Below are 19,707 nucleotides of genomic sequence, written 5' to 3'. Positions count from 1 at the left end.
GGCGCGGTGCGCCCGTGTGCCGGTGGTGCGCCCTGGCTGCCCGGATGAGCGCCCCTATAGCGTCCGGCTGGAGGTGCCGGAGGTGGGGGCCGTGAGGGTGCGGGCAGTTCGCTGGGGTGCGGCGCTGGGGCTCGGGGCGCTGTGGTGGTGGGCCGTGGCGAGGCTGTTGCTCGTGCCCGGGGCGGGAGTGCTGGAGGCGGCGGTCGCGGCCGGGGGATGGGGGCTGAGCGTGCTTCCGGTGCACTGCATGCCGAAGGCGCGTGCGGAAGGAGCCCTGGCGGCCGGGCGCCGGCGTCGGGCCTGGAACACGGACACGGCCGCCGCGCCCGGGGCCGGCGCACCGGCCGGCACCACCTCCGCGGTCACCACCTCCGCGGTCATCGCGGCATCGCCGCGCCCCCGTCCGGACGGGGAATCCGGCCGGCGGTGAAGGCCGCTCCGGGGGCCGGGCCCGGCTGGCAGGTGGGGCACCAGTAGGTGGGACGGTCGCGGGAACCGTCGCCCTGGTCGGCCCGGCGGACCGGGGTGCGGCAGCGCAGACAGGGGCGGTCCGCGCGGCCGTAGACGAACAGGTCCTGGCCGCGACGGCCGGTGGTGCTGCGGACCGGACGGTCGCGATTGTGCAGCAGCAGCTTCCTGGCGGACTCGGGCAGCCTCGCGGCGCGTTCGGCGGACAGTTCACCGACGGGGAGCCAGGGCGTGACACCGAGCAGGAAACAGAGCTCGTTCTTGTACACGTTGCCGATGCCGGCGAGGTTGCGCTGGTCCAGCAGGGCTTCGCCGAGCGGACGGGCCGGGTCCCGGAGAAGGTTCGCCAGCGCCAGGTCGGGGTCCCAGTCCGGGCCCAGGAGGTCGGGGCCGAGGTGGCCGACCGCGCGGTCCTCGTCGGTGGTGCGCAGGAGTTCGAGGACGGGCAGACGGTAGCCGACGGCGGTGCGGTCGGTGTTGCCCAGGATCGCGCGGATCTGGTGGGCGGGGCCGCCGCTCCAGCGCTGCCCGTGCGTGTACACCCGCCAGGAGCCGTCCATCCGCAGGTGCGAGTGCAGGGTCAGGCCGCCCTCGACACGGGTGAGCAGGTGCTTGCCGCGCGGGGTGACGTCCAGGACGGCGCGGCCGGTGAGGTCGGCCGTGGCGAGCCTGGGGACCCTCAGGTCGCTGCGGGTCAGCACCGTGCCGGCGAGGGCGCTGTGCAGCCGCCGCGCGGCCTGCCAGACGGTGTCTCCTTCGGGCATGGGGCAAGGGTCGCACGCTCTCGTGCGGCGGGCAGGCCCGCTGGTCAGGGGCGCAGGCGCAGGCCTCGGGGGGTCGCGACGAAGCCCGCGGCCTCCAGAAGCGCCCCGAGCGGGGACGTCAGGGCGGAGACGCCGTTGAGGCGCTCCACCGTGACCGTGCCGAGGGAGCCCGCGCGCGCGGCCGCCGCGAGTGCTTCTGCCGCGGCCGGGAGGCGGGCGTCGTCGGCGGGCTCCCCGTCCGGGTCCGCGGGCCAGGCCAGTACCGTCTTGCCGCCGCGCTCCACGTAGAGCGTCAGCTCACCGTCGACGAGCACCACCAGCGAGCCCGCCTTGCGGCCGGGCTTGTGCCCGGCGCCCGTCGGGGGCTCGGGCCAGCCCAGCGCGGCACCGTACGCGTTCGCGGGATCGGCGGCGGCCAGGACGCCGGTGCGCGGGGCGAGGTCCGGGCCGGTGCGGCGGCCCGCGAAGGGGTCGTACGAGGGGCGCCCCCCGTGCTGCCGGGGACCGGGAACGGGGTCGCGGGAGCCGTCGGTGGGCGGGGCGAAGCCATGGAGGGCGAAGGGGGCGGAATCGCCGTCGAGGAGACCGGAGCCGCCCCGGTCCGGGCCGTCCGGGCCGTCCGGGCCGTCCGGGCCGTCCGGGCCCGGACCGGGGAGGGGCTCCCCCCGTTCGTGGGCGTTGGCCGCCGCGCGGAGGCGGTCCACGGCGCCGTCCATGGCGAACTGGGCGGCCCCCAGCCCTTCGACCACGTAGCCGCGCCGGGCCTGGCCGGTCTCCTCGAAGGCGGACAGGATGCGGTAGACCGCGGAGAAACCACCCTCGACGCCCTCCGCCGAGACGGCGCCCCGCGTCACCACGCCGTGCCGGTCGAGCAGGGTGCGGGCCAGTGCGTGGGCGCGGACCGTGGGGTCGGTCTCCCGGTCCGGGAGCAGCGACCAGCGTCCGGCGACGGTCGGTGGGCCGGTGCGGGAGGTACCGCGGGCGGCTGCTGTGAGCGAGCCGTAGCGGCCGCGCGGCACCGGGCGCTTCGCGCGGTGGGCGGTCGAGCCCGCGGTACGGCCCGAGCCCAGCAGGGAGCGCATGGGAGCGAGGGTGTCGTTGGTCAGCCGGCCGGACCAGACCAGATCCCAGAGGGCGTCGGCCAGCTGGGGATCGGTGGCCTCGGGGTGGGTGGTGGCGCGGACCTGGTCGGCGATCTGGCGGAAGAACAGGCCGTAACCGCCGGCGAGGGCGTCCAGCACCGACTGGTGCAGGGCGGTCGTCTCCAGAGGCTGTGCGGGCGGCAGGAGCAGCGGGGCCGCGTCCGCGAGGTACAGGGAGACCCAGCCGTCCTTTCCCGGGAGGGAACCGGCACCGGCCCACACCACCTCTCCGGCGGCCGTGAGTTCGTCCAGCATCGCGGGGGAGTAGTGCGCGACCCGGGAAGGCAGGACCAGCTTCTCCAGGGCGGACGCGGGCACGGCCGCACCCTGCAACTGCTCGACGGCGCGCACCAGGCCGTCGACGCCGCGCAGCGTGTGCCCCTTGCCGATGTGCTGCCAGCGGGGGAGGAACTGGGCGAGCGCGGCGGGCGGCACCGGCTCCAGTTCGTGTCGCAGGGCGGCCAGGGAACGGCGGCGCAGCCTGCGCAGCACGGTCGCGTCGCACCACTCCTGGCCGATCCCGGCCGGGTGGAACTCGCCCTGGACGACCCTGCCCGCCGCCGAGAGCCGCTGCAGGGCACCCTCGGTGACCGCCACGCCCAGCCCGAAGCGGGCCGCGGCGGTGGCCGACGTGAACGGGCCGTGGGTCCGCGCGTACCGCGCGAGGAGGTCGCCCAACGGGTCCTTGACCGGTTCGGTGAACGCCTCCGGCACGCCGACCGGCAGCGCCGTGCCCAGCGCGTCGCGCAGTCGCCCGGCGTCCTCGACCGCCGCCCAGTGCTCGGTGGCGGCGACGCGGACCCGGATCGCGCGGCGGGCCGAGACCAGCTCCTGCGCCCACCCCGGCTCGGCGCCCCGCTCCGCCAGCTCGGCCCCGGTGAGCGGTCCGAGCACGCGCAGCAGGTCGGCCACGCCCTCCACGTCCTTGACCCGCCGGTCCTCGGTGAGCCACTGCAGCTCGCGCTCCAGCTCCGCCAGCACCCCGGCGTCGAGCAGCTCACGCAGCTCCGCCTGGCCGAGCAGCTCGGCCAGCAGCCGCGAGTCCAGCGACAGGGCCGCCGCACGGCGCTCGGCGAGCGGGGAATCGCCCTCGTACAGGAACTGGGCGACGTATCCGAACAGGAGCGAGCGGGCGAAGGGCGACGGCTCGGGGGTGGTGACCTCGACGAGCCGCACCTTGCGGGACTCCAGATCGCCCATCAGCTCGACGAGCCCGGGGACGTCGAAGACGTCCTGGAGACATTCGCGGACGGCCTCCAGGACGATCGGGAACGAGCCGAACTCGCCCGCCACCTGGAGCAGCTGGGAGGCACGCTGACGCTGCTGCCACAGCGGGGTGCGCTTACCGGGGTTGCGGCGCGGCAGCAGCAGCGCACGGGCGGCGCACTCGCGGAAGCGGGACGCGAACAGCGCCGAGCCGCCCACCTGGTCGGTGACGACCTGGTCGACCTCCCCCTTGTCGAGGACGACGTCCGCCGCGCCCAGCGGCGCCCGGTCCGCGTCGTACTCGGTGCCCGTCCTCACCGGCTCCTGGTCGAGCAGGTCCAGACCCATCAGGTCGGCGTCCGGCAGGCGCAGCACGATGCCGTCGTCGGCGTGCATCACCTGGGCGTCCATGCCGTACCGCTCGGAGAGGCGGGCACCGAGCGCGAGGGCCCACGGGGCGTGCACCTGGGCCCCGAAGGGGGAGTGCACCACGACCCGCCAGTCGCCGAGCTCGTCACGGAAACGCTCCACGACGATCGTGCGGTCGTCCGGGACGTGGCCGCAGGCCTGGCGCTGTTCGTCGAGGTAGGACAGCACGTTGTCGGCGGCCCAGGCGTCCAGCCCGGCGGCCAGGAGCCGCAGGCGGGCCTCCTGCGAAGACAGTGAGCCGACCTCCCGCAGGAACGCGCCCACCGCGCGGCCCAGCTCCAGCGGGCGGCCCAGCTGGTCCCCCTTCCAGAACGGGAGCCGCCCCGGCACGCCCGGGGCCGGAGAGACCAGCACACGGTCGCGCGTGATGTCCTCGATGCGCCAGGAGGTGGTGCCGAGCGTGAAGACGTCACCGACCCGGGACTCGTAGACCATCTCCTCGTCGAGTTCGCCGACCCGTCCGCCGCCCTTCTTGGGGTCGGCGCCCGCGAGGAACACCCCGAACAGGCCCCGGTCGGGGATGGTGCCCCCGGAGGTGACGGCGAGGCGCTGGGCGCCGGGGCGGCCGGTGATCTCGCCCGTGACCCGGTCCCACACCACGCGCGGGCGCAGCTCCGCGAACGCGTCGGACGGATAGCGGCCGGCGAGCATGTCCAGCACGCCCGTGAAGGCCGACTCGGGCAGCGAGGCGAAAGGGGCCGCCCGGCGCACCATGGCCAGCAGATCGTCGAACTGCCAGGTGTCCATGGCCGTCATCGCGACGATCTGCTGCGCCAGGACGTCCAGCGGGTTCGCGGGAACCCGCAGCGACTCGATGGCGCCGGTCCGCATCCGCTCGGTGACCACGGCGGCCTGGACGAGGTCGCCCCGGTACTTCGGGAACACCACGCCCGTGGAGACCGCCCCCACCTGGTGGCCCGCGCGGCCGACGCGCTGGAGCCCCGAGGCCACCGACGGCGGCGACTCGACCTGGACCACCAGGTCGACCGCGCCCATGTCGATCCCCAGCTCCAGGCTGGAGGTGGCGACCACCGCGGGCAGCCGGCCCGCCTTGAGGTCCTCCTCGACCAGGGCCCGTTGCTCCTTGGACACCGAGCCGTGATGCGCGCGGGCGATGACGGCGGGCGCGCCCTGGGCGGCCCCGGAGCCGCCCATGAGCCCGGCCGGGGAGTGGTGCTCGCCCAGCGGCTCCCCGGTGGCCCGCTCGTAGGCGATCTCGTTGAGCCGGTTGCACAGGCGCTCCGCGAGACGGCGGGAGTTCGCGAACACGATCGTCGAACGGTGGGACTGGACCAGGTCGGCGATCCGCTCCTCGACGTGCGGCCAGATCGACGGGCGCTCCGCCCCCTCCGACCCGTCGGCCACCGGGGAGCCTCCCAACTCACCCAGGTCCTCGACCGGGACCACGACGGAGAGGTCGAACTCCTTGCCTGCCTCGGGCTGGACGATCTCCACCTTGCCGCGCGGGGACAGGAAACGGGCGATCTCGTCGACCGGGCGGACCGTCGCCGACAGACCGATGCGGCGGGCCGGCCTGGGCAGCAGTTCGTCCAGCCGCTCCAGGGAGAGCCCGAGGTGCGCCCCGCGCTTGGTGCCGGCGACCGCGTGCACCTCGTCCAGGATCACCGTCTCCACGCCCGTCAGCGCGTCCCGCGCGGCCGACGTCAGCATCAGGAACAGGGACTCCGGAGTGGTGATGAGGATGTCCGGCGGGCGGGTTGACAGGGCCCGGCGCTCGGCGGGCGGGGTGTCGCCGGAGCGGATCCCGACCTTGACCTCGGGCTCGGGCAGCCCCAGGCGCACGGCCTCCTGACGGATGCCGGTCAGCGGGCTGCGGAGATTGCGCTCGACGTCGACGGCCAGGGCCTTCAGCGGGGAGACGTACAGGACGCGGCAGCGCTTTCGGCGGTCCGCGGGCGGGGGTGTGGCAGCCAGCTGGTCCAGGGCCGCGAGGAACGCGGCCAGCGTCTTGCCGGAGCCGGTGGGGGCGACGACCAGCACGTCCGACCCCTCGTGGATGGCCCGCCAGGCACCCGCCTGGGCCGCGGTGGGCGCGGAGAACGCCCCCGTGAACCAGCCGCGGGTCGCGGCGGAGAAGCCGTCCAGGGCTCGGTGCGGAGTGCTGACCATGCGTCCATCCTGCACCCGGGCACTGACAACGGGCCTGAGCAGGCCGGACGTGGGCGTCCGGTCCGTTCGGCCTCGGCCCGCCGGGGTCGGACGGGGCCCGGCGGGGCCGGTTCGGGGGCGGGCGACAATGGCCGTATGGCGGAACGGGGCAAGGAACGGGCGCGGCACTGGCAGTACGCCGACCTGCCCGGCGTCGATCTGCTCCGGGCCCGCTACATCCACAAGACGTTCGTACGGCACACCCACGAGCACTTCGTGATCGCCGCCATCGCCGACGGCGTGGAGGTCTTCCACCACGGCGGCGGCGACCAGTACGCGGGGGCCGGGGCACTGGCGCTGGTGAACCCGGACACCCCGCACACCGGGCGGGCCGGAGTGCCGGAGGGCTGGCGGTACGGCGCGGTGTATCCGTCGCCCGAGGTGGTCGCGGCGATCGCCGCGGAGACCACCACACTGCGCGGCACCCCGGGCTTCGTGCGGCCGGTGCTCGACGATCCGTACACCGTCCGCCTGGTGCACCAGGTACTGCGGGCCACCGACGAGGGCAACGCGCTCGCCGCCGACACGCTGCTGCGGGTGGCCGTGACCCGGCTGCTGAGGCTGAACGGCGGGTCGCTGCCCCGGCGCGAGGTGCGCACGGCAGGCGCCCGGACCGCCGCCCGCGCGCGTGCCCTGCTGGAAGAGCGGATGGCCGCCCCGCCGACGCTGGAGCAACTGGCCGACGAGCTGGGCACCAGCCCGTTCGCGCTGCTGCGGGCCTTCAGGGACACCTACGGAATGCCGCCGCACGCCTGGCTCACCGACGCACGGGTACGGCGGGCGCGCCGGCTGCTGGACGCCGGGACCGTGCCGTCGGAGGCCGCCGTCGTGGTCGGATTCACCGACCAGCCGCACCTGAACCGGCACTTCGGCCGGATCGTGGGAGTGCCGCCGGGTGCCTACCAGCGCGAGCGCAAGAACGTACAAGACGTCCGGAGCGCGCTCCACGTACCGTCCGGGGTGTGGCAACAGAACAGACAACACTCGCGGACGTCCGGGACGGGAACGCCCGGGGAGAAAAACCGGACGGCGCCGTCGTCCGGGACGCCCTGGGCGTCGGGATAGCCGTCGGACTCTCCGGATTCGCCTTCGGGGTGACCTCGGCCGGCAGCGGGCTCACGCTGCTCCAGACATGTGCGCTCAGCCTTCTCGTGTTCACCGGGGCGTCCCAGTTCGCGCTGGTGGGGGCGCTCGCCGCCGGCGGGAGCCCGTTCACGGCCGCCGCCGGGGCGTTCTTCCTGGGGGTGCGCAACGCCTTCTACGGGCTGCGCCTGTCCCAGTTGCTGGCCCTCCCGCGCGCGGTGCGGCCGTTCGCGGCCCAGTGGGTCATCGACGAGACGGCCGCGGTCTCCCTCGCCCAGCCCACCCGGCGCAGCGCGCGGATCGGTTTCCTGGTGACCGGGCTCAGCCTGTACGTCCTGTGGAACCTCACCACGCTGCTCGGCGCGCTGGGCGCCGAGGCCATCGGGGACACCGGCGCGTGGGGCCTGGACGCGGCCGGCCCCGCGGTCTTCCTGGCCCTGCTCGCGCCGATGCTGCGCACCGGCACCGAACGGATGGTCGCCGGGCTCGCCGTCCTGCTGGGACTCGGTCTGCTGCCGGTCCTGCCCGCCGGCGTACCGGTCCTGGTGGCCGCGCTCGCGGCACCGGCGGTCCTGTGGGCACAGGGCCGCCGCAGGGGAACACCGCGCGGTGACGTGCCTGACGTACCGGAGGAGGACCGTTGAACATCTGGATCGCGATCGGTGTGACCGTCCTCGGATGCTACGCCGTCAAGCTGGCCGGGCTGCTGGTCCCCGCCGGTGCCCTCGAACGGCCGCTGGTCAGGCGCCTGGCCGCGCTGCTGCCCGTCGCCCTGCTCGCCGCCCTCACGGCCCAGCAGACCTTCGCCGACGGGCAGACGCTGGTGCTGGACGCGCGGGCGGTGGGGCTCGCCGCCGCCGCCGTGGCGCTGATGCTGCGCGCCCCGTTCCTGGTCGTCGTCGGGGCGGCCGTGGTGGTGACGGCGGGGGTCCGGGCCCTGGGCGGCTGAGACCGGCGGCCGGGTCAGCCGACCGGGCGACCGTACGCCCTGAGCGTGCGCAGCGCGTCGATGGTCACCATGGAGCGCGCCTCCAGGGCCGGGGCCGGCGCCCACTCGCGCTGGCGCACCGGCCGGCCGCCGTCGCCCTCCTGCTCGGCCGCCAGGTGGTCCAGCGAGCCTGACATCTCCTCGTCGGTGAATCGTCCGCGCGCGAGGGAGCGCGGTGTCTGCGCGTAGTCGTGCGGGAAATGGTGCTGACCCGGGGCGTGGCCGGGCACGCCCCGGTGGGCGTCGAGGCCGTCCGGGTAGCGCCCCGGCCGCTGTCCGCGCACCGGGCGGCCCAGCCGGTCGGCGGCCGGCTTCGCGCGTGGGCGGTCGGGGACGGAGTCCAGGAAGGCGAGCGCTGCCCGGATCTCGTACGGATGGCTCCGCTCCAGCGACCCGGCGGCCTGTCGGCAGAAGTCCGTGACCCGGAACAGCCACGCGTGCCACACGTCGTTGCGGTGCAGCAGCCCACCACCGGCCCGGTGGCCAGAAGTTCGCCGGGCGGGTCGTCCACGACCGGTACGAAGGGGGCCGACGGGCAGCCGCGCAGGCTGGGGTGGATCGCCGGCAACGCGCCGTCCGGAGCGGACACGGACGTCAGACAGCGGCACACGCGCTCCACCGGGTCGGTACCGCCCTTCCGGAACTCGTGGGCGAACAGGCGCTGTTCGAGCACCCGCGGGGTCAGCCGGACGAAACGCTCCGCGCGGGCGAGCGGGCTGTCGACCGGGGGTTTCGGGGCAGGGGACCGGTCCGGTTGACGGCATGGGACAGACGTCAGGGCGCACAGCGGCGTCGGCAGGCGGCCCCGGCTCGGGCCCACACTCTCGGGCGGGATACTGAGGGCATGCGGTTGACGGTCTTCTGGGAACGGATGGCGGAGTACTTCGGTACGGGCTACGCCGACACCTTCGCGCGCGATCACGTCATGTCGGAACTCGGCGGGCGCACCGTGCACGAGGCGCTGAGGGCCGGCTGGGACGCCAAGGACGTCTGGCAGGTGGTCTGCGCGGTGATGGACGTGCCACGGGAAAAGCGCTGATCGTCACAGAGACGGCCATGGGGCGGACGGCTGCCGGTGGCGTGCGCGAAACTTACTCCGTGGCACCCACAGATGAGACCGGGCAGGCGGCCCGGCATTCCTCGGCGCCCGGAGCGCCGCCGCCCCCCGGCCCGCGGGGTCCCGCTGCCCAGCCCGGTGCCCGCATGCCGCGCTGGCTGCCCCGCGCCATGGTGCTCGCGCTCGCTCTGATCGCGTTGTTCCAGCTGGGCAGCTGGGCCTTCCACGAACTCACCGGGCTGCTGATCAACATCCTCATCGCGTTCTTCCTGGCGCTCGCCGTCGAGCCCGCGGTGAGCTGGATGGCCGCGCGGGGGGTGCGCCGAGGGCTGGGCACCTTCCTGGTCTTCCTGGGAGTGCTGGTCGTGGCGGCGGGCTTCGTCACACTGCTCGGATCCATGCTCGCGGGACAGATCATCAAGATCGTCGAGGATTTCCCGGAGTACCTCGACTCCGTCATCAACTGGGTCAACACCCACTTCCGCACCGAACTGCGGCGGGTGGACATCCAGGAGGGCCTGCTCCGCTCCGACTGGCTGCGCAACTACGTGCAGAACAGCGCCACCGGTGTCCTGGACGTTTCCGCGCAGGTCCTCGGAGGCCTCTTCCAGCTGCTGACCATCGGGCTGTTCTCGTTCTACTTCGCCGCGGACGGCCCGCGGCTGCGGCGAGCCGTCTGTTCCGTGCTGCCGCCCGCGCGCCAGGCCGAGGTGCTGCGCGCGTGGGAGATCGCCGTGAACAAGACCGGCGGCTACCTGTACTCGCGCGGGCTGATGGCGCTGGTCTCCGGCTTGGCCCACTACGTACTGCTGGAGATACTCGAGGTGCCCTACGCGCCCGTGCTCGCCGTGTGGGTGGGCCTGGTGTCGCAGTTCATCCCCACCATCGGCACGTATCTGGCGGGCGCTCTGCCCATGCTGATCGCCTTCACGGTCGACCCCTGGTACGCGCTGTGGGTGCTGATCTTCGTGGTGATCTACCAGCAGTTCGAGAACTACGTGCTGCAGCCCAAGCTGACCGCGAGGACCGTCGACATCCACCCGGCGGTCGCCTTCGGCTCGGTCGTCATGGGCACCGCCCTGCTCGGTGCCGTCGGCGCGTTGATAGCCATCCCCGCGGTCGCCACCCTCCAGGCGTTCCTGGGCGCGTACGTGAAGCGCTACGACGTCACGGACGACCCCCGCGTGCACGGCCACCACCGCCCCGGCGAGCGGGGGAGCCTCGTCGCCGGCGCCCGGCGCCTCTGGAGCCGCCGACGGGGTGCGGCACCACCTCGGAGTGGGGGCACCGGGGGCACCGAAGGCACCGAAGGCACCGAAGGCACGGGGGGCTCCTGAGCGGCGGCGGAACCGGTGCCGGTGGGTGAACGCCTTGTGAGGGTGCCGCGTGGTGCGCTTGACACAAAAATCGAACATCCATTCTCATGGGCGTGCCGGTGAGGCTCGATGGCGGGCGTTATGGCCTGATTCGTGACGGAAAGGGCGCCGGTTGTCCACAGGCCGGAGGTGCGCCGGGGCGCGTTGTCAGTGGCAGGCGCTAGCGTCGTCGACGTGAAGCGATCGAACCAAGCAAATCGGGTGGAACCCATGGCAGGAACCGACCGCGAGAAGGCGCTCGACGCCGCGCTCGCACAGATTGAACGGCAATTCGGCAAGGGCGCGGTCATGCGTATGGGCGACCGGACGAACGAGCCCATCGAGGTCATCCCCACCGGATCGACCGCGCTCGACGTGGCCCTCGGCGTCGGCGGTCTGCCCCGCGGCCGGGTGGTGGAGATCTACGGTCCGGAGTCCTCCGGCAAGACGACCCTGACCCTGCACGCGGTGGCCAACGCGCAGAAGGCCGGCGGTCAGGTCGCCTTCGTGGACGCGGAGCACGCCCTGGACCCCGAGTACGCGAAGAAGCTCGGCGTCGACATCGACAACCTGATCCTGTCCCAGCCGGACAACGGCGAGCAGGCGCTGGAGATCGTGGACATGCTGGTCCGCTCCGGTGCCCTCGACCTCATCGTCATCGACTCCGTCGCCGCGCTGGTGCCGAGGGCGGAGATCGAGGGCGAGATGGGTGACTCCCACGTGGGTCTGCAGGCCCGGCTGATGAGCCAGGCGCTGCGGAAGATCACCAGTGCGCTCAACCAGTCGAAGACCACGGCGATCTTCATCAACCAGCTGCGCGAGAAGATCGGCGTGATGTTCGGCTCCCCGGAGACCACCACCGGTGGCCGGGCGCTGAAGTTCTACGCCTCGGTGCGCATCGACATCCGCCGGATCGAGACCCTCAAGGACGGTACCGAGGCGGTCGGCAACCGCACCCGCTGCAAGGTCGTCAAGAACAAGGTGGCGCCGCCCTTCAAGCAGGCCGAGTTCGACATCCTCTACGGCCAGGGCATCAGCCGCGAGGGCGGGCTGATCGACATGGGCGTCGAGCACGGCTTCGTCCGCAAGGCCGGTGCCTGGTACACCTACGAGGGCGACCAGCTCGGCCAGGGCAAGGAGAACGCCCGCAACTTCCTCAAGGACAACCCCGACCTCGCCGACGAGATCGAGAAGAAGATCCTGGAGAAGCTCGGCGTCGGCGTGCGGCCCGAGGAGCCGGCCGCCGAGCAGGGCACGGACGCCGCCGGCAGCACCGCTCCGGCCGAGGCGACCGCGGCCCCGGCTTCGGCCCCGGCGGCCAAGACCACCAAGTCCAAGGCCGCCGCGGCCAAGAGCTGACCCGTGACACGACGAACCGACTGGGCCGAGTACGAGTTCGCCGCCTCCGGCGCCTCATGGGGGAGAGACACCGGAGACGGCGCAGACCCAGCCGCGAGCGTGGACGGGGCGGACGGGGACGCCGGCGGCACGGCCGGCTTCCCCGGTGAGGGCTCGGGCGGTGGTCGGCGCCGAGGCGGTGCCGGGTCCCGCCGTGCGGGCGACTCACGGGGGAGCGGCTCGCGTGACGGCGGGCCGCGCGATGGGCGCGGACGCAGGGCTTTCGGCGAGGCGACCGCGGCGGACGGGGACGGCTCCTCCTCTTCGAGGGCCGAGCGGGAGGAGCCCGAGGAGGATCCGGTCGAGCAGGCGCGGGCCATCTGCCTGCGCCTGCTCACCGGGACCCCCCGCACCCGGAAGCAGCTCGCCGACGCCCTGCGCAAGCGGGAGATCCCGGACGAGGCCGCCGAGGAGGTGCTGTCCCGGTTCGAAGAGGTCGGGCTGATCAACGACAGCGCCTTCGCGGACGCCTGGGTGGAGTCCCGGCACCACGGCCGGGGCCTGGCCCGGCGCGCCCTCGCCCGGGAGCTGCGGACCAAGGGAGTCGACGCCACCCTGATCGACGAGGCCGTCTCCCAGCTCGACCCCGAGCAGGAGGAGGCCACCGCGCGCGAACTCGTCGCCCGCAAGCTGCGCTCCACCCGCGGGCTCGACCGTGACAAGCGGATCCGCCGCCTCGCCGGCATGCTCGCCCGCAAGGGCTACCCCGAGGGCCTCGCCCTGCGCGTGGTCCGCCAGGCCCTGGAGGAGGAGGGCGAGGACGGCGAGAGCACCGGGTTCCTGGACGACGGGGGCTACTGAAGGGCCCTGCCCGGCGCCCGCACCGGCAGACCCGCCGTGCGCCAGGCCTGGAAACCGCCGATCAGGTCGGTGGCCCGGCGGAGCCCCAGCCGGTGCAGGGACTCCGCGGCCAGGCTGGAGGCGTACCCCTCGTCGCAGATCACGACGGGGCGCAGAGCGTGACCGGTGGCTTCGGGGAGGCGGTGGCTGCCTTGCGGGTCGAGACGCCACTCCAGCTCGTTGTGCTCGACGACGAGGGCGCCGGGGATGAGCCCGTCCCGGTCGCGCAGGGCCGCGTACCGGATGTCGACCAGCAGTGCCTCCCCGCTGCGGGCGGCCTCGTACGCGGGTACCGCCTCGATCCGCGTGTAGCCCGCGCGTACCCGCTCCAGCAGTTCGTCGATCCCGGGGGCACCGGCAGCCCGCTCGTGTGTCCCGCTCACTGCCAGTCCGCCGGGCGCTCGACCTGCTCCAGACGCAGGGTCTGGCCGCCGCGGCTGTAGCGGCGCATCAGGGGCAGGGGCGGGTGGTAGGCGTGGACGGAGACCGCGTGCCGGTCGGGGGACTCGTTGAGCACCTCGTGCACGTGATGCCGGCCGAAGGCGCGGCCCTCACCGGTCGTCAGTCGACGTTCCCGGTCCACGCCGTCGTTCAGTTCCAGCGTCTTCCAGCCGTCGGTGGGCAGCCGCACCGCGAGCGAGTTCTCCCGCAGTTCACCCGCGGCGGTCATGAAGGCACCGAGGGATTCCCCGTGGTCGTGCCAGCCGGTGCCGGTGCCGGGCGGCCAGCCGATCAGCCAGGCCTCGCTGCCGGCGGGCCCGTCGAGCCGTACCCAGGTGCGGCCCTCCGGATCGAGCGGAAGCGCGGCGACCAGCTCGGCGTCGGCGGCGACGTGCCGTACGAAGTCGAGGAGTTCTGCCTGGGAAGGGCCGGGAGCAGAGGGGAAGCCCGCAGGGGAGGAGGGGAGAACAGGGGAGGCAGACACGTGCACCGTCCTGAAGAAAGCTTCGCGGAGCGCGCACGGCGGCGGCGTGGAAGCGGCGAGCGGCGCGCAGGAAAGAGGGAACGCGAGTTCAGCAGGACGGGCGACACACACAGCCCGCGTAGCGGACGAGGTCCATATGGACCCTTCGCCACAGGCGCACACAGGTGTCGGTCACGGACCGGAGTACACCACGACGACGCACACGGGATCAACTCACCGTCAGCATGCGGACCCACCCGGAAACATGCGGAAACGGATCGTCCGCGCCCAGCACCTCAGCGCGATCCCGCTCCGGCCGCTGCCCGGGCCTCCGTCCCCGCTGTTCCCGTTGTTCCCGCATCCGCCGGTCCGCCGAGCACCGTTTCGGCCGCCGCGTACAGGTCAGCCGGACGGACCCCGCCGAGCGCCGTGACCAGGTGACCGTCGGGGCGTACCAGCAGCACGGTGTGGGCCGCCGCCCCCGGATAGCTCTCCGCGACCAGCAGCTCGGCCGGATGCGGCAGCGCCGCCACGGCCGCCGCCAGCCGGGGCATGATCCCGGCGGACACCCAGTGCCTGCGCTCCCACACTCCGGTGCCCGGCGCGATCAGCACCACCAGCAGCGCACCCCGGCCGAGCCGGTCCCGCAGCCGGACGAAGGTGCCGTCCTCCGCCGTGACCCGCACATCGGTGACCGGCGCCCCGAGGGGCGTGTCGACGGGGACCTCACCCTCGAGGTCCCGGGGCGCGAGGGGCGATCCGGCGTGCCCGCCCGGCGCCCCCAGCGGCCCCTGCCCCAGGTGGCCGTCCACCAGGAGCGCGTCATGACCGCGGGCGGAGCCGGGCACGTAGGAACGCAGCCCTCCGCCGCCCCGCAGCAGCGGCAGCGCCTGATCGGCGGCGCGCAGCCGGGCGGAGACGATCGCGCGCCGCTCGGCCTGGTAGCTGTCGAGCAGCGCTTCGTGGTGGCCGTGGTGCCAGGCCAGGGCCAGCTTCCAGGCGAGGTTGTCGGCGTCGCGAAGCCCTTCGTCCAGCCCGTGTGTGCCCAGCGCCCCGAGCAGGTGCGCGGCGTCCCCGGCGAGGAACACGCGGTCCGCCCGCCAGCGCCGGGCGAGCCGGTGGTGGACGGTGTGTACCCCGGTGTCGAGCAGCTCGTACGGTGGCGTCGGGCCGCCGGCCCAGCCGGCGAGGGTCTCCCGGATCCGGGCCAGCAGCAGCTCGGGGGTGACCAGTTCCTTGCCCGGTGGCAGCAGCCAGTCCAGACGCCACACGCCGTCCGGCAGCGGACGCGCGGTGACCTCCCCGGCAAAGGGGCCGGAGGAGCGCCACGGCGGCGTCCGGTGCAGCAACGCTTCGCCAGGCCAGGGAAGTTCCGTACGCAGTGCGGCCACGGCGTGACGTTCCACCGCCGTGCGGCCCGGGAAGCGGATGTCCTGGAGCTTGCGCACGGTGGAGCGGGGGCCGTCGCAGCCGACCAGGTAACTGCCGCGCCACCAGGTGCTCCTGGGGCCGCGGGTGTGCGCGGTGACGCCGGAGGGCTCCTGTTCGAGGGAGTCCAGACGGCTGTCCACGGCGACCCTGACGAGCCGTTCACGGGCGAGGGCCGCACGCAGGGCACCGGTGAGGACGTGCTGGGCGATGTGCACGGGGGCGGGTGCGGTGGCGTCGAAAGCGACCTCGTGTGTCACCTGCTTGCGCCGCATCGACCGCCATCCGGCCCAACGGGAGCCGGCCCGGGCCAGTGGCGCGCCGGTCAGCCGCTCCAGCAGCGCCGTGGTGTCCTCGCGCAGCACCACCGACCGGGCAGGACGCGGTTCGTCCTTGCCCGGCCCCTCGTCGAGGACCACGCACGGTACCTCCTGACGCGCCAGCGCCAGGGCGAGCGTGAGCCCGACGGGCCCCGCTCCGACGATGATCACCGGGTCCACGGTGCGGTGCCCCCTGCTCGAAGTGACGTCCCGGAGGACAGGGCGGAACAGGACGATGGAGCAGGGTGCGCGATCACAGAACGTATGCAACCCACTGCCGGTGCTTGCGTCAAGTGACGGGCACGGGCGACGATCATGAAACCGGTGCGGTTCCGTCACATCACTTGACTGCTCATCACATAAGCCCGGCCTGTAACGAGATGATTTTCGCGCGCCACCCCGCCGTACCGGACCCCGACATGGCTGTGGCCCGCCGGGAGGGCGGGCCACAGCCATGTCGGTACAGAGCGGAGCGTGCGTCAGGCGATGCCGTCCCCACCGGTCTTCTGGGTGCCCCCGACCTCGCCTGCGTTGAGGTCGTCGACCTCGTCGGCGCCGAGAACCGCACCCGTGCTGCGCTTGCTGCGGCGCAGCCGTGCCTCGAGCCAGGAGGCGAAGGAGGTGAGGAGGAAGTTCAGAGCGATGAAGATGACCGCCACGACGATGAAGCTCGGGATGACGTTGGCGTAGTTGGCCGCGAGCGTGCCGCGTGCGCTCAGCAGCTCGGTGAAGCCGAGCATCACGCCACCCAGCGCCGTGTCCTTCACGATGACGACCAGCTGGGTCACGATCGCCGGGAGCATCACTGTGACCGCCTGCGGCAGCAGGATGCTCGACATCGTCTGGCTCTTGCGCAGGCCGATCGCCTGGGCCGCCTCCGTCTGTCCCCTGGGCAGGGCGAGGATGCCGGCTCGGACGACCTCGGCGAGGACCGAGGCGTTGTAGAGCACCAGACCGGTGACGACCGCGTACAGCGGCCGGTCAGTGGTGCTGACGTCCGTGGAGCGGGCGAAGAACTCGTTGGCGAACAGCATCAGCAGCAGCACCGGGATGGCCCGGAAGAACTCCACCACCGTGCCGGCAGAAGCTCGCACCCACCGGTGGTCGGACATCCGGGCGATGCCGAGTATCGCGCCCAGGGGAAGCGCGATGACCATGGCCAGTCCCGCGGCCTTGAGGGTGTCACCGAGGCCGGGCAGCAGGTACGTCGTCCAGGCCTCGGACTCGGTGAACGGCTTCCACAGGGCCCACTCCAGCTGGCTCTTCTCGTCCATCGTCCGGTAGACCCACCACAGGAGGAGGGCCAGGAGGGCGACGAACACGACCGAGAAGATGACATTGCGCCGCTTGGCCCGGGGGCCGGGGGCGTCGTACAGAACGGAGGTCACCGCTTCACCGCCAGTCGCTTGCTCAGCCAGCCGAGGAACAGGCCGGTGGGCAGGGTCAGTACCACGAATCCGAAGGCGAAGATCGCGCCGATGAGCAGCGTCTGTGCCTCGTTCTCGATCATTTCCTTCATCAGCAGAGCGGCCTCCGCCACACCGATCGCGGCTGCCACCGTCGTGTTCTTGGTCAGCGCGATCAGCACGTTGGCCAGCGGCGTGATGACCGCGCGGAACGCCTGCGGCAGCACGATCAGGCTGAGCACCTGAGAGAAGTTCAGGCCGATGGCGCGGGCCGCCTCGGCCTGCCCGACAGGCACGGTATTGATGCCGGAGCGCAGCGCCTCACAGACGAAGGCCGCGGTGTAGGCCGCCAGACCGAGGGAGGCGAGGCGGAAGCCCTGGAGTGCGAAGTCGTCGGGCGCGCCCATGGTCATGCCGAAGATGTCGGCGAGGCCGAGCGAGGTGAAGACGATGATGACCGTCAGGGGGATGTTCCGGACGATGTTCACATAGGCGGTACCGAATCCTCGCATCAGGGGGACGGGGCTGACCCGCATCGCCGCCAGCAGGGTGCCCCAGACCAGGGAGCCGATGCCCGAGACCACGGTGAGCTTCACCGTCATCCAGAAGGCACCCAACAAGGTTGGATCGTTATAGTCAGAAATGAAGTCGAACACGATCTCCCGCGCTTCCGGGTGTGTGGCGTACGTGGCGGACGCGGCGCGCCGCCGCCCTGATCGCGACGGACGGCGGCACGCCTTCAAGACCCCGCGTTACGGACGGTCCTGGGCTTACTTGACGATGTCGCCGATCTTCGGCGCCGGCTCGTTCTTGTACTCGGCCGGACCGAAGTTCGCCTCGACCGCCTTCTCCCAGGACTTGTCGCTGACCATCTTCTCCAGGGCCGCGTTGATCTTGTCCACGGTCTTGGTGTCGCCCTTCTTGACGCCGATGCCGTAGTTCTCGTTGCTCAGCTTCAGACCGGCGAGCTTGAACTTGCCCTTGTACTGGTCCTGCGAGGCGTAGCCGGCGAGGATCGAGTCGTCGGTGGTCAGCGCGTCCACGGCACCGCTCTGCAGGGCGGCGACGCACTCCGAGTAGGTGGGGAGCTGCTTGAGCTGGGCCTTCGGAGCGAAGTCCTTCTTGACGTTCTGCGCCGAGGTCGAGCCGGTCACGGAGCAGAGCTTCTTGTCGTTCAGGTCAGTGGCGTCGCTGATGTCCGAGTCACTCTTGATCAGCAGGTCCTGGTGGGCCAGCAGGTACGGGCCGGCGAAGTCGACCTTCTGCGCGCGCTCGTCGTTGATGGAGTAGGTCGCCGCGATGAACTTCACGTCACCGCGCGCGAGGGCGTTCTCGCGGTCGGCGCTCTTGGTCTCGACCCACTCGATCTGGTCGGGCTCGTAGCCGAGCTCCTTGGCGACGTAGGTCGCGACGTCCACGTCGAAGCCGGTGAAGGAGCCGTCCGGCGTCTTCAGGCCGAGACCGGGCTGGTCGTACTTGATGCCGATCTTGATCTTGTCGCCGCCGCCTCCGGAGGAGGACGAACCGCTGTCCTTGTCGTTGCCGCCCCCGCAGGCGGTGGCGGTCAGGGCGAGGGCGAACACGGCGGCCGAGGCGGCGGTGACCTTGCGGAGCTTCATGGTGCACTTCCTTTTGACTGGTGAAGTGATGCGGCCCGGTTCATCCGGTGACGCAAGTCGTCAGGGCGCGGGGGCGCCGTCAGTGGTGCAGGATCTTCGACAGGAAGTCCTTGGCGCGGTCGCTGCGCGGATTGTTGAAGAACTGGTCCGGCGAAGCGGCTTCGACGATGCGGCCGTCCGCCATGAACACCACGCGGTTGGCGGCGGACCGGGCGAATCCCATCTCGTGGGTCACGACGATCATGGTCATGCCGTCGCGGGCGAGCTGCTGCATGACCTCCAGAACCTCGTTGATCATCTCTGGGTCGAGAGCCGACGTCGGCTCGTCGAAGAGCATGACCTTGGGCTCCATCGCCAGGGCCCGCGCGATGGCGACACGCTGCTGCTGGCCGCCGGAGAGCTGCGCGGGGTACTTCTCGGCCTGCGCGCCCACGCCGACCCGGTCGAGCAGGGCACGGGCCCGCTCCTCGGCCTGCTTCTTGTCCTTCTTGCGGACCTTGACCTGGCCCAGCATCACGTTCTCGAGCACCGTCTTGTGCGCGAAGAGGTTGAAGGACTGGAAGACCATGCCCACGTCGGCCCGCAGCCGCGCCAGCTCCTTGCCCTCGTGGGGCAGGGGCTTCCCGTCGATCGTGATCGATCCGGTGTCGATCGTCTCCAGGCGGTTGATGGTGCGGCACAGGGTGGACTTCCCGGACCCGGAGGGCCCGATGACCACGACGACTTCGCCGCGGGCGACCGTCAGGTCGATGTCCTGGAGTACGTGCAACGCGCCGAAGTGCTTGTTGACGCTCTTCAGGACGACCAGTTCGTCGGTCGCGACCACATCTTCCTTGGCCGCCGTTACTTCGGTCATCGCTCTCAGGCTCCGTCCTCCTCGGTTTGGGAGGACAGTAGTGATCCTTCAGATCCGCGTCATTACATCTGAGGGGAATCTGAGCATCACGATCCGGTAGCAATCGGATACATGTCGTAGCACTTGTGAGCAGGGCTCATTTCGGCCGGATAACGGTACTGAAGCGCAACCGGAACCCTCTTGACGCCGTCCCCGTTCATCGGCGTCACTGCAAGATGCACGCACACATCCACACGTTTTCGTGCACAGACGGTTTTGTACACAGGCGGATCGTA

The 19,707-nt window shown here is 72.2% G+C and carries 18 protein-coding genes and 1 pseudogene; 8 read left to right on the top strand and 11 right to left on the bottom strand.

Annotation, left to right across the window (positions count from 1 at the left end; translation table 11 throughout):
* Positions 1 to 91: 91 nt before the first annotated feature.
* Positions 92 to 430, top strand: coding sequence for a hypothetical protein (locus tag JL475_RS13035; protein ID WP_202277749.1), 339 nt, complete (start codon positions 92 to 94; stop codon positions 428 to 430).
* Here the strand turns inward: JL475_RS13035 and JL475_RS13030 are convergent.
* Both JL475_RS13030 and JL475_RS13025 read right to left on the bottom strand, forming a co-directional pair.
* Positions 378 to 1,232 carry an Fpg/Nei family DNA glycosylase gene (locus JL475_RS13030; protein ID WP_202277748.1) on the bottom strand — a complete coding sequence of 285 codons (855 nt, stop codon included), beginning with the start codon at positions 1,230 to 1,232 and terminating at the stop codon, positions 378 to 380. The genes JL475_RS13035 and JL475_RS13030 overlap by 53 nt on opposite strands.
* Positions 1,233 to 1,276: 44 nt before the next feature.
* Positions 1,277 to 6,139, bottom strand: coding sequence for an ATP-dependent helicase (locus JL475_RS13025; RefSeq protein WP_202277747.1), 4,863 nt, complete (start codon positions 6,137 to 6,139; stop codon positions 1,277 to 1,279).
* A 135-nt stretch (positions 6,140 to 6,274) separates the two neighbouring features.
* Between JL475_RS13025 and JL475_RS13020 the strand changes: the two genes are divergently transcribed.
* Genes JL475_RS13020 through JL475_RS13010 form a run of 3 tightly spaced genes read left to right on the top strand, consistent with a single transcriptional unit; the run spans position 6,275 to position 8,210 of the window.
* Positions 6,275 to 7,243 carry an AraC family transcriptional regulator gene (locus JL475_RS13020; protein WP_202277746.1) on the top strand — a complete coding sequence of 323 codons (969 nt, stop codon included), beginning with the start codon at positions 6,275 to 6,277 and terminating at the stop codon, positions 7,241 to 7,243.
* The gene (locus JL475_RS13015; RefSeq protein ID WP_202277745.1) at positions 7,141 to 7,905 is read left to right on the top strand and encodes an AzlC family ABC transporter permease; all 765 of its coding nucleotides are present in this window, start codon (positions 7,141 to 7,143) and stop codon (positions 7,903 to 7,905) included. The genes JL475_RS13020 and JL475_RS13015 overlap by 103 nt, the downstream gene beginning before the upstream one ends.
* Positions 7,902 to 8,210, top strand: coding sequence for an AzlD domain-containing protein (locus tag JL475_RS13010; protein ID WP_109380092.1), 309 nt, complete (start codon positions 7,902 to 7,904; stop codon positions 8,208 to 8,210). The genes JL475_RS13015 and JL475_RS13010 overlap by 4 nt, the downstream gene beginning before the upstream one ends.
* A gap of 14 nt (positions 8,211 to 8,224) precedes the next feature.
* Here JL475_RS13010 and JL475_RS13005 read toward each other — a convergent pair.
* Positions 8,225 to 8,934, bottom strand: a pseudogene (locus tag JL475_RS13005) (hypothetical protein).
* Positions 8,935 to 9,093: 159 nt separating this feature from the next.
* Here JL475_RS13005 and JL475_RS13000 point away from each other — a divergent pair.
* The 4 genes from JL475_RS13000 to recX all read left to right on the top strand — a co-directional run bounded on the left by JL475_RS13000 (position 9,094) and on the right by recX (position 12,860).
* Positions 9,094 to 9,288, top strand: a complete 195-nt coding sequence (locus JL475_RS13000) for a DUF3046 domain-containing protein (protein WP_109380094.1) — start codon at positions 9,094 to 9,096, stop codon at positions 9,286 to 9,288.
* A 59-nt stretch (positions 9,289 to 9,347) separates the two neighbouring features.
* Positions 9,348 to 10,643, top strand: coding sequence for an AI-2E family transporter (locus JL475_RS12995; protein WP_307825036.1), 1,296 nt, complete (start codon positions 9,348 to 9,350; stop codon positions 10,641 to 10,643).
* Between the two features lie 249 nt (positions 10,644 to 10,892).
* Positions 10,893 to 12,020 (top strand): recombinase RecA, encoded by a 1,128-nt coding sequence (gene recA / locus JL475_RS12990; RefSeq protein WP_202277744.1) that lies wholly within the window; start codon positions 10,893 to 10,895, stop codon positions 12,018 to 12,020.
* 3 nt (positions 12,021 to 12,023) lie between these two features.
* Positions 12,024 to 12,860 (top strand): recombination regulator RecX, encoded by an 837-nt coding sequence (gene recX, locus JL475_RS12985; protein ID WP_202277743.1) that lies wholly within the window; start codon positions 12,024 to 12,026, stop codon positions 12,858 to 12,860.
* Here the strand turns inward: recX and JL475_RS12980 are convergent.
* The 8 genes from JL475_RS12980 to JL475_RS12950 form a co-directional block, all read right to left on the bottom strand.
* On the bottom strand, positions 12,854 to 13,282 hold the full coding sequence (locus JL475_RS12980; RefSeq protein WP_202277742.1) for a rhodanese-like domain-containing protein: 429 nt from the start codon (positions 13,280 to 13,282) through the stop codon (positions 12,854 to 12,856). The genes recX and JL475_RS12980 overlap by 7 nt on opposite strands.
* Positions 13,279 to 13,824: a cysteine dioxygenase gene (locus tag JL475_RS12975; RefSeq protein WP_202277741.1), complete on the bottom strand. Its 546-nt coding sequence runs from the start codon at positions 13,822 to 13,824 to the stop codon at positions 13,279 to 13,281. Before JL475_RS12975 ends, JL475_RS12980 begins: the two co-directional genes overlap by 4 nt.
* Before the next feature lie 88 nt (positions 13,825 to 13,912).
* Entirely contained in the window at positions 13,913 to 13,960 is a 48-nt protein-coding gene (locus JL475_RS41705) for a hypothetical protein (RefSeq protein ID WP_309506048.1), read from the bottom strand.
* A gap of 139 nt (positions 13,961 to 14,099) precedes the next feature.
* Positions 14,100 to 15,731, bottom strand: a complete 1,632-nt coding sequence (locus tag JL475_RS12970; protein WP_202277740.1) for an FAD-dependent monooxygenase — start codon at positions 15,729 to 15,731, stop codon at positions 14,100 to 14,102.
* Positions 15,732 to 16,030: 299 nt separating this feature from the next.
* Positions 16,031 to 16,939 carry an amino acid ABC transporter permease gene (locus tag JL475_RS12965; protein ID WP_202277739.1) on the bottom strand — a complete coding sequence of 303 codons (909 nt, stop codon included), beginning with the start codon at positions 16,937 to 16,939 and terminating at the stop codon, positions 16,031 to 16,033.
* A complete protein-coding gene (locus JL475_RS12960) occupies positions 16,936 to 17,613 on the bottom strand; it encodes an amino acid ABC transporter permease (protein WP_202277738.1) in 678 nt (225 codons plus the stop codon). Before JL475_RS12960 ends, JL475_RS12965 begins: the two co-directional genes overlap by 4 nt.
* Positions 17,614 to 17,727: 114 nt before the next feature.
* The gene (locus JL475_RS12955) at positions 17,728 to 18,576 is read right to left on the bottom strand and encodes a glutamate ABC transporter substrate-binding protein (RefSeq protein WP_202277737.1); all 849 of its coding nucleotides are present in this window, start codon (positions 18,574 to 18,576) and stop codon (positions 17,728 to 17,730) included.
* Positions 18,577 to 18,655: 79 nt separating this feature from the next.
* Positions 18,656 to 19,432, bottom strand: a complete 777-nt coding sequence (locus JL475_RS12950; protein ID WP_202277736.1) for an amino acid ABC transporter ATP-binding protein — start codon at positions 19,430 to 19,432, stop codon at positions 18,656 to 18,658.
* Between the last annotated feature and the right edge of the window lie 275 nt (positions 19,433 to 19,707).

Origin of the sequence: Streptomyces sp. M2CJ-2 (assembly GCF_016757295.1) — a bacterium.
Lineage (GTDB): Bacteria > Actinomycetota > Actinomycetes > Streptomycetales > Streptomycetaceae > Streptomyces.
This window is presented reverse-complemented; position numbering and strand designations above follow the sequence as displayed.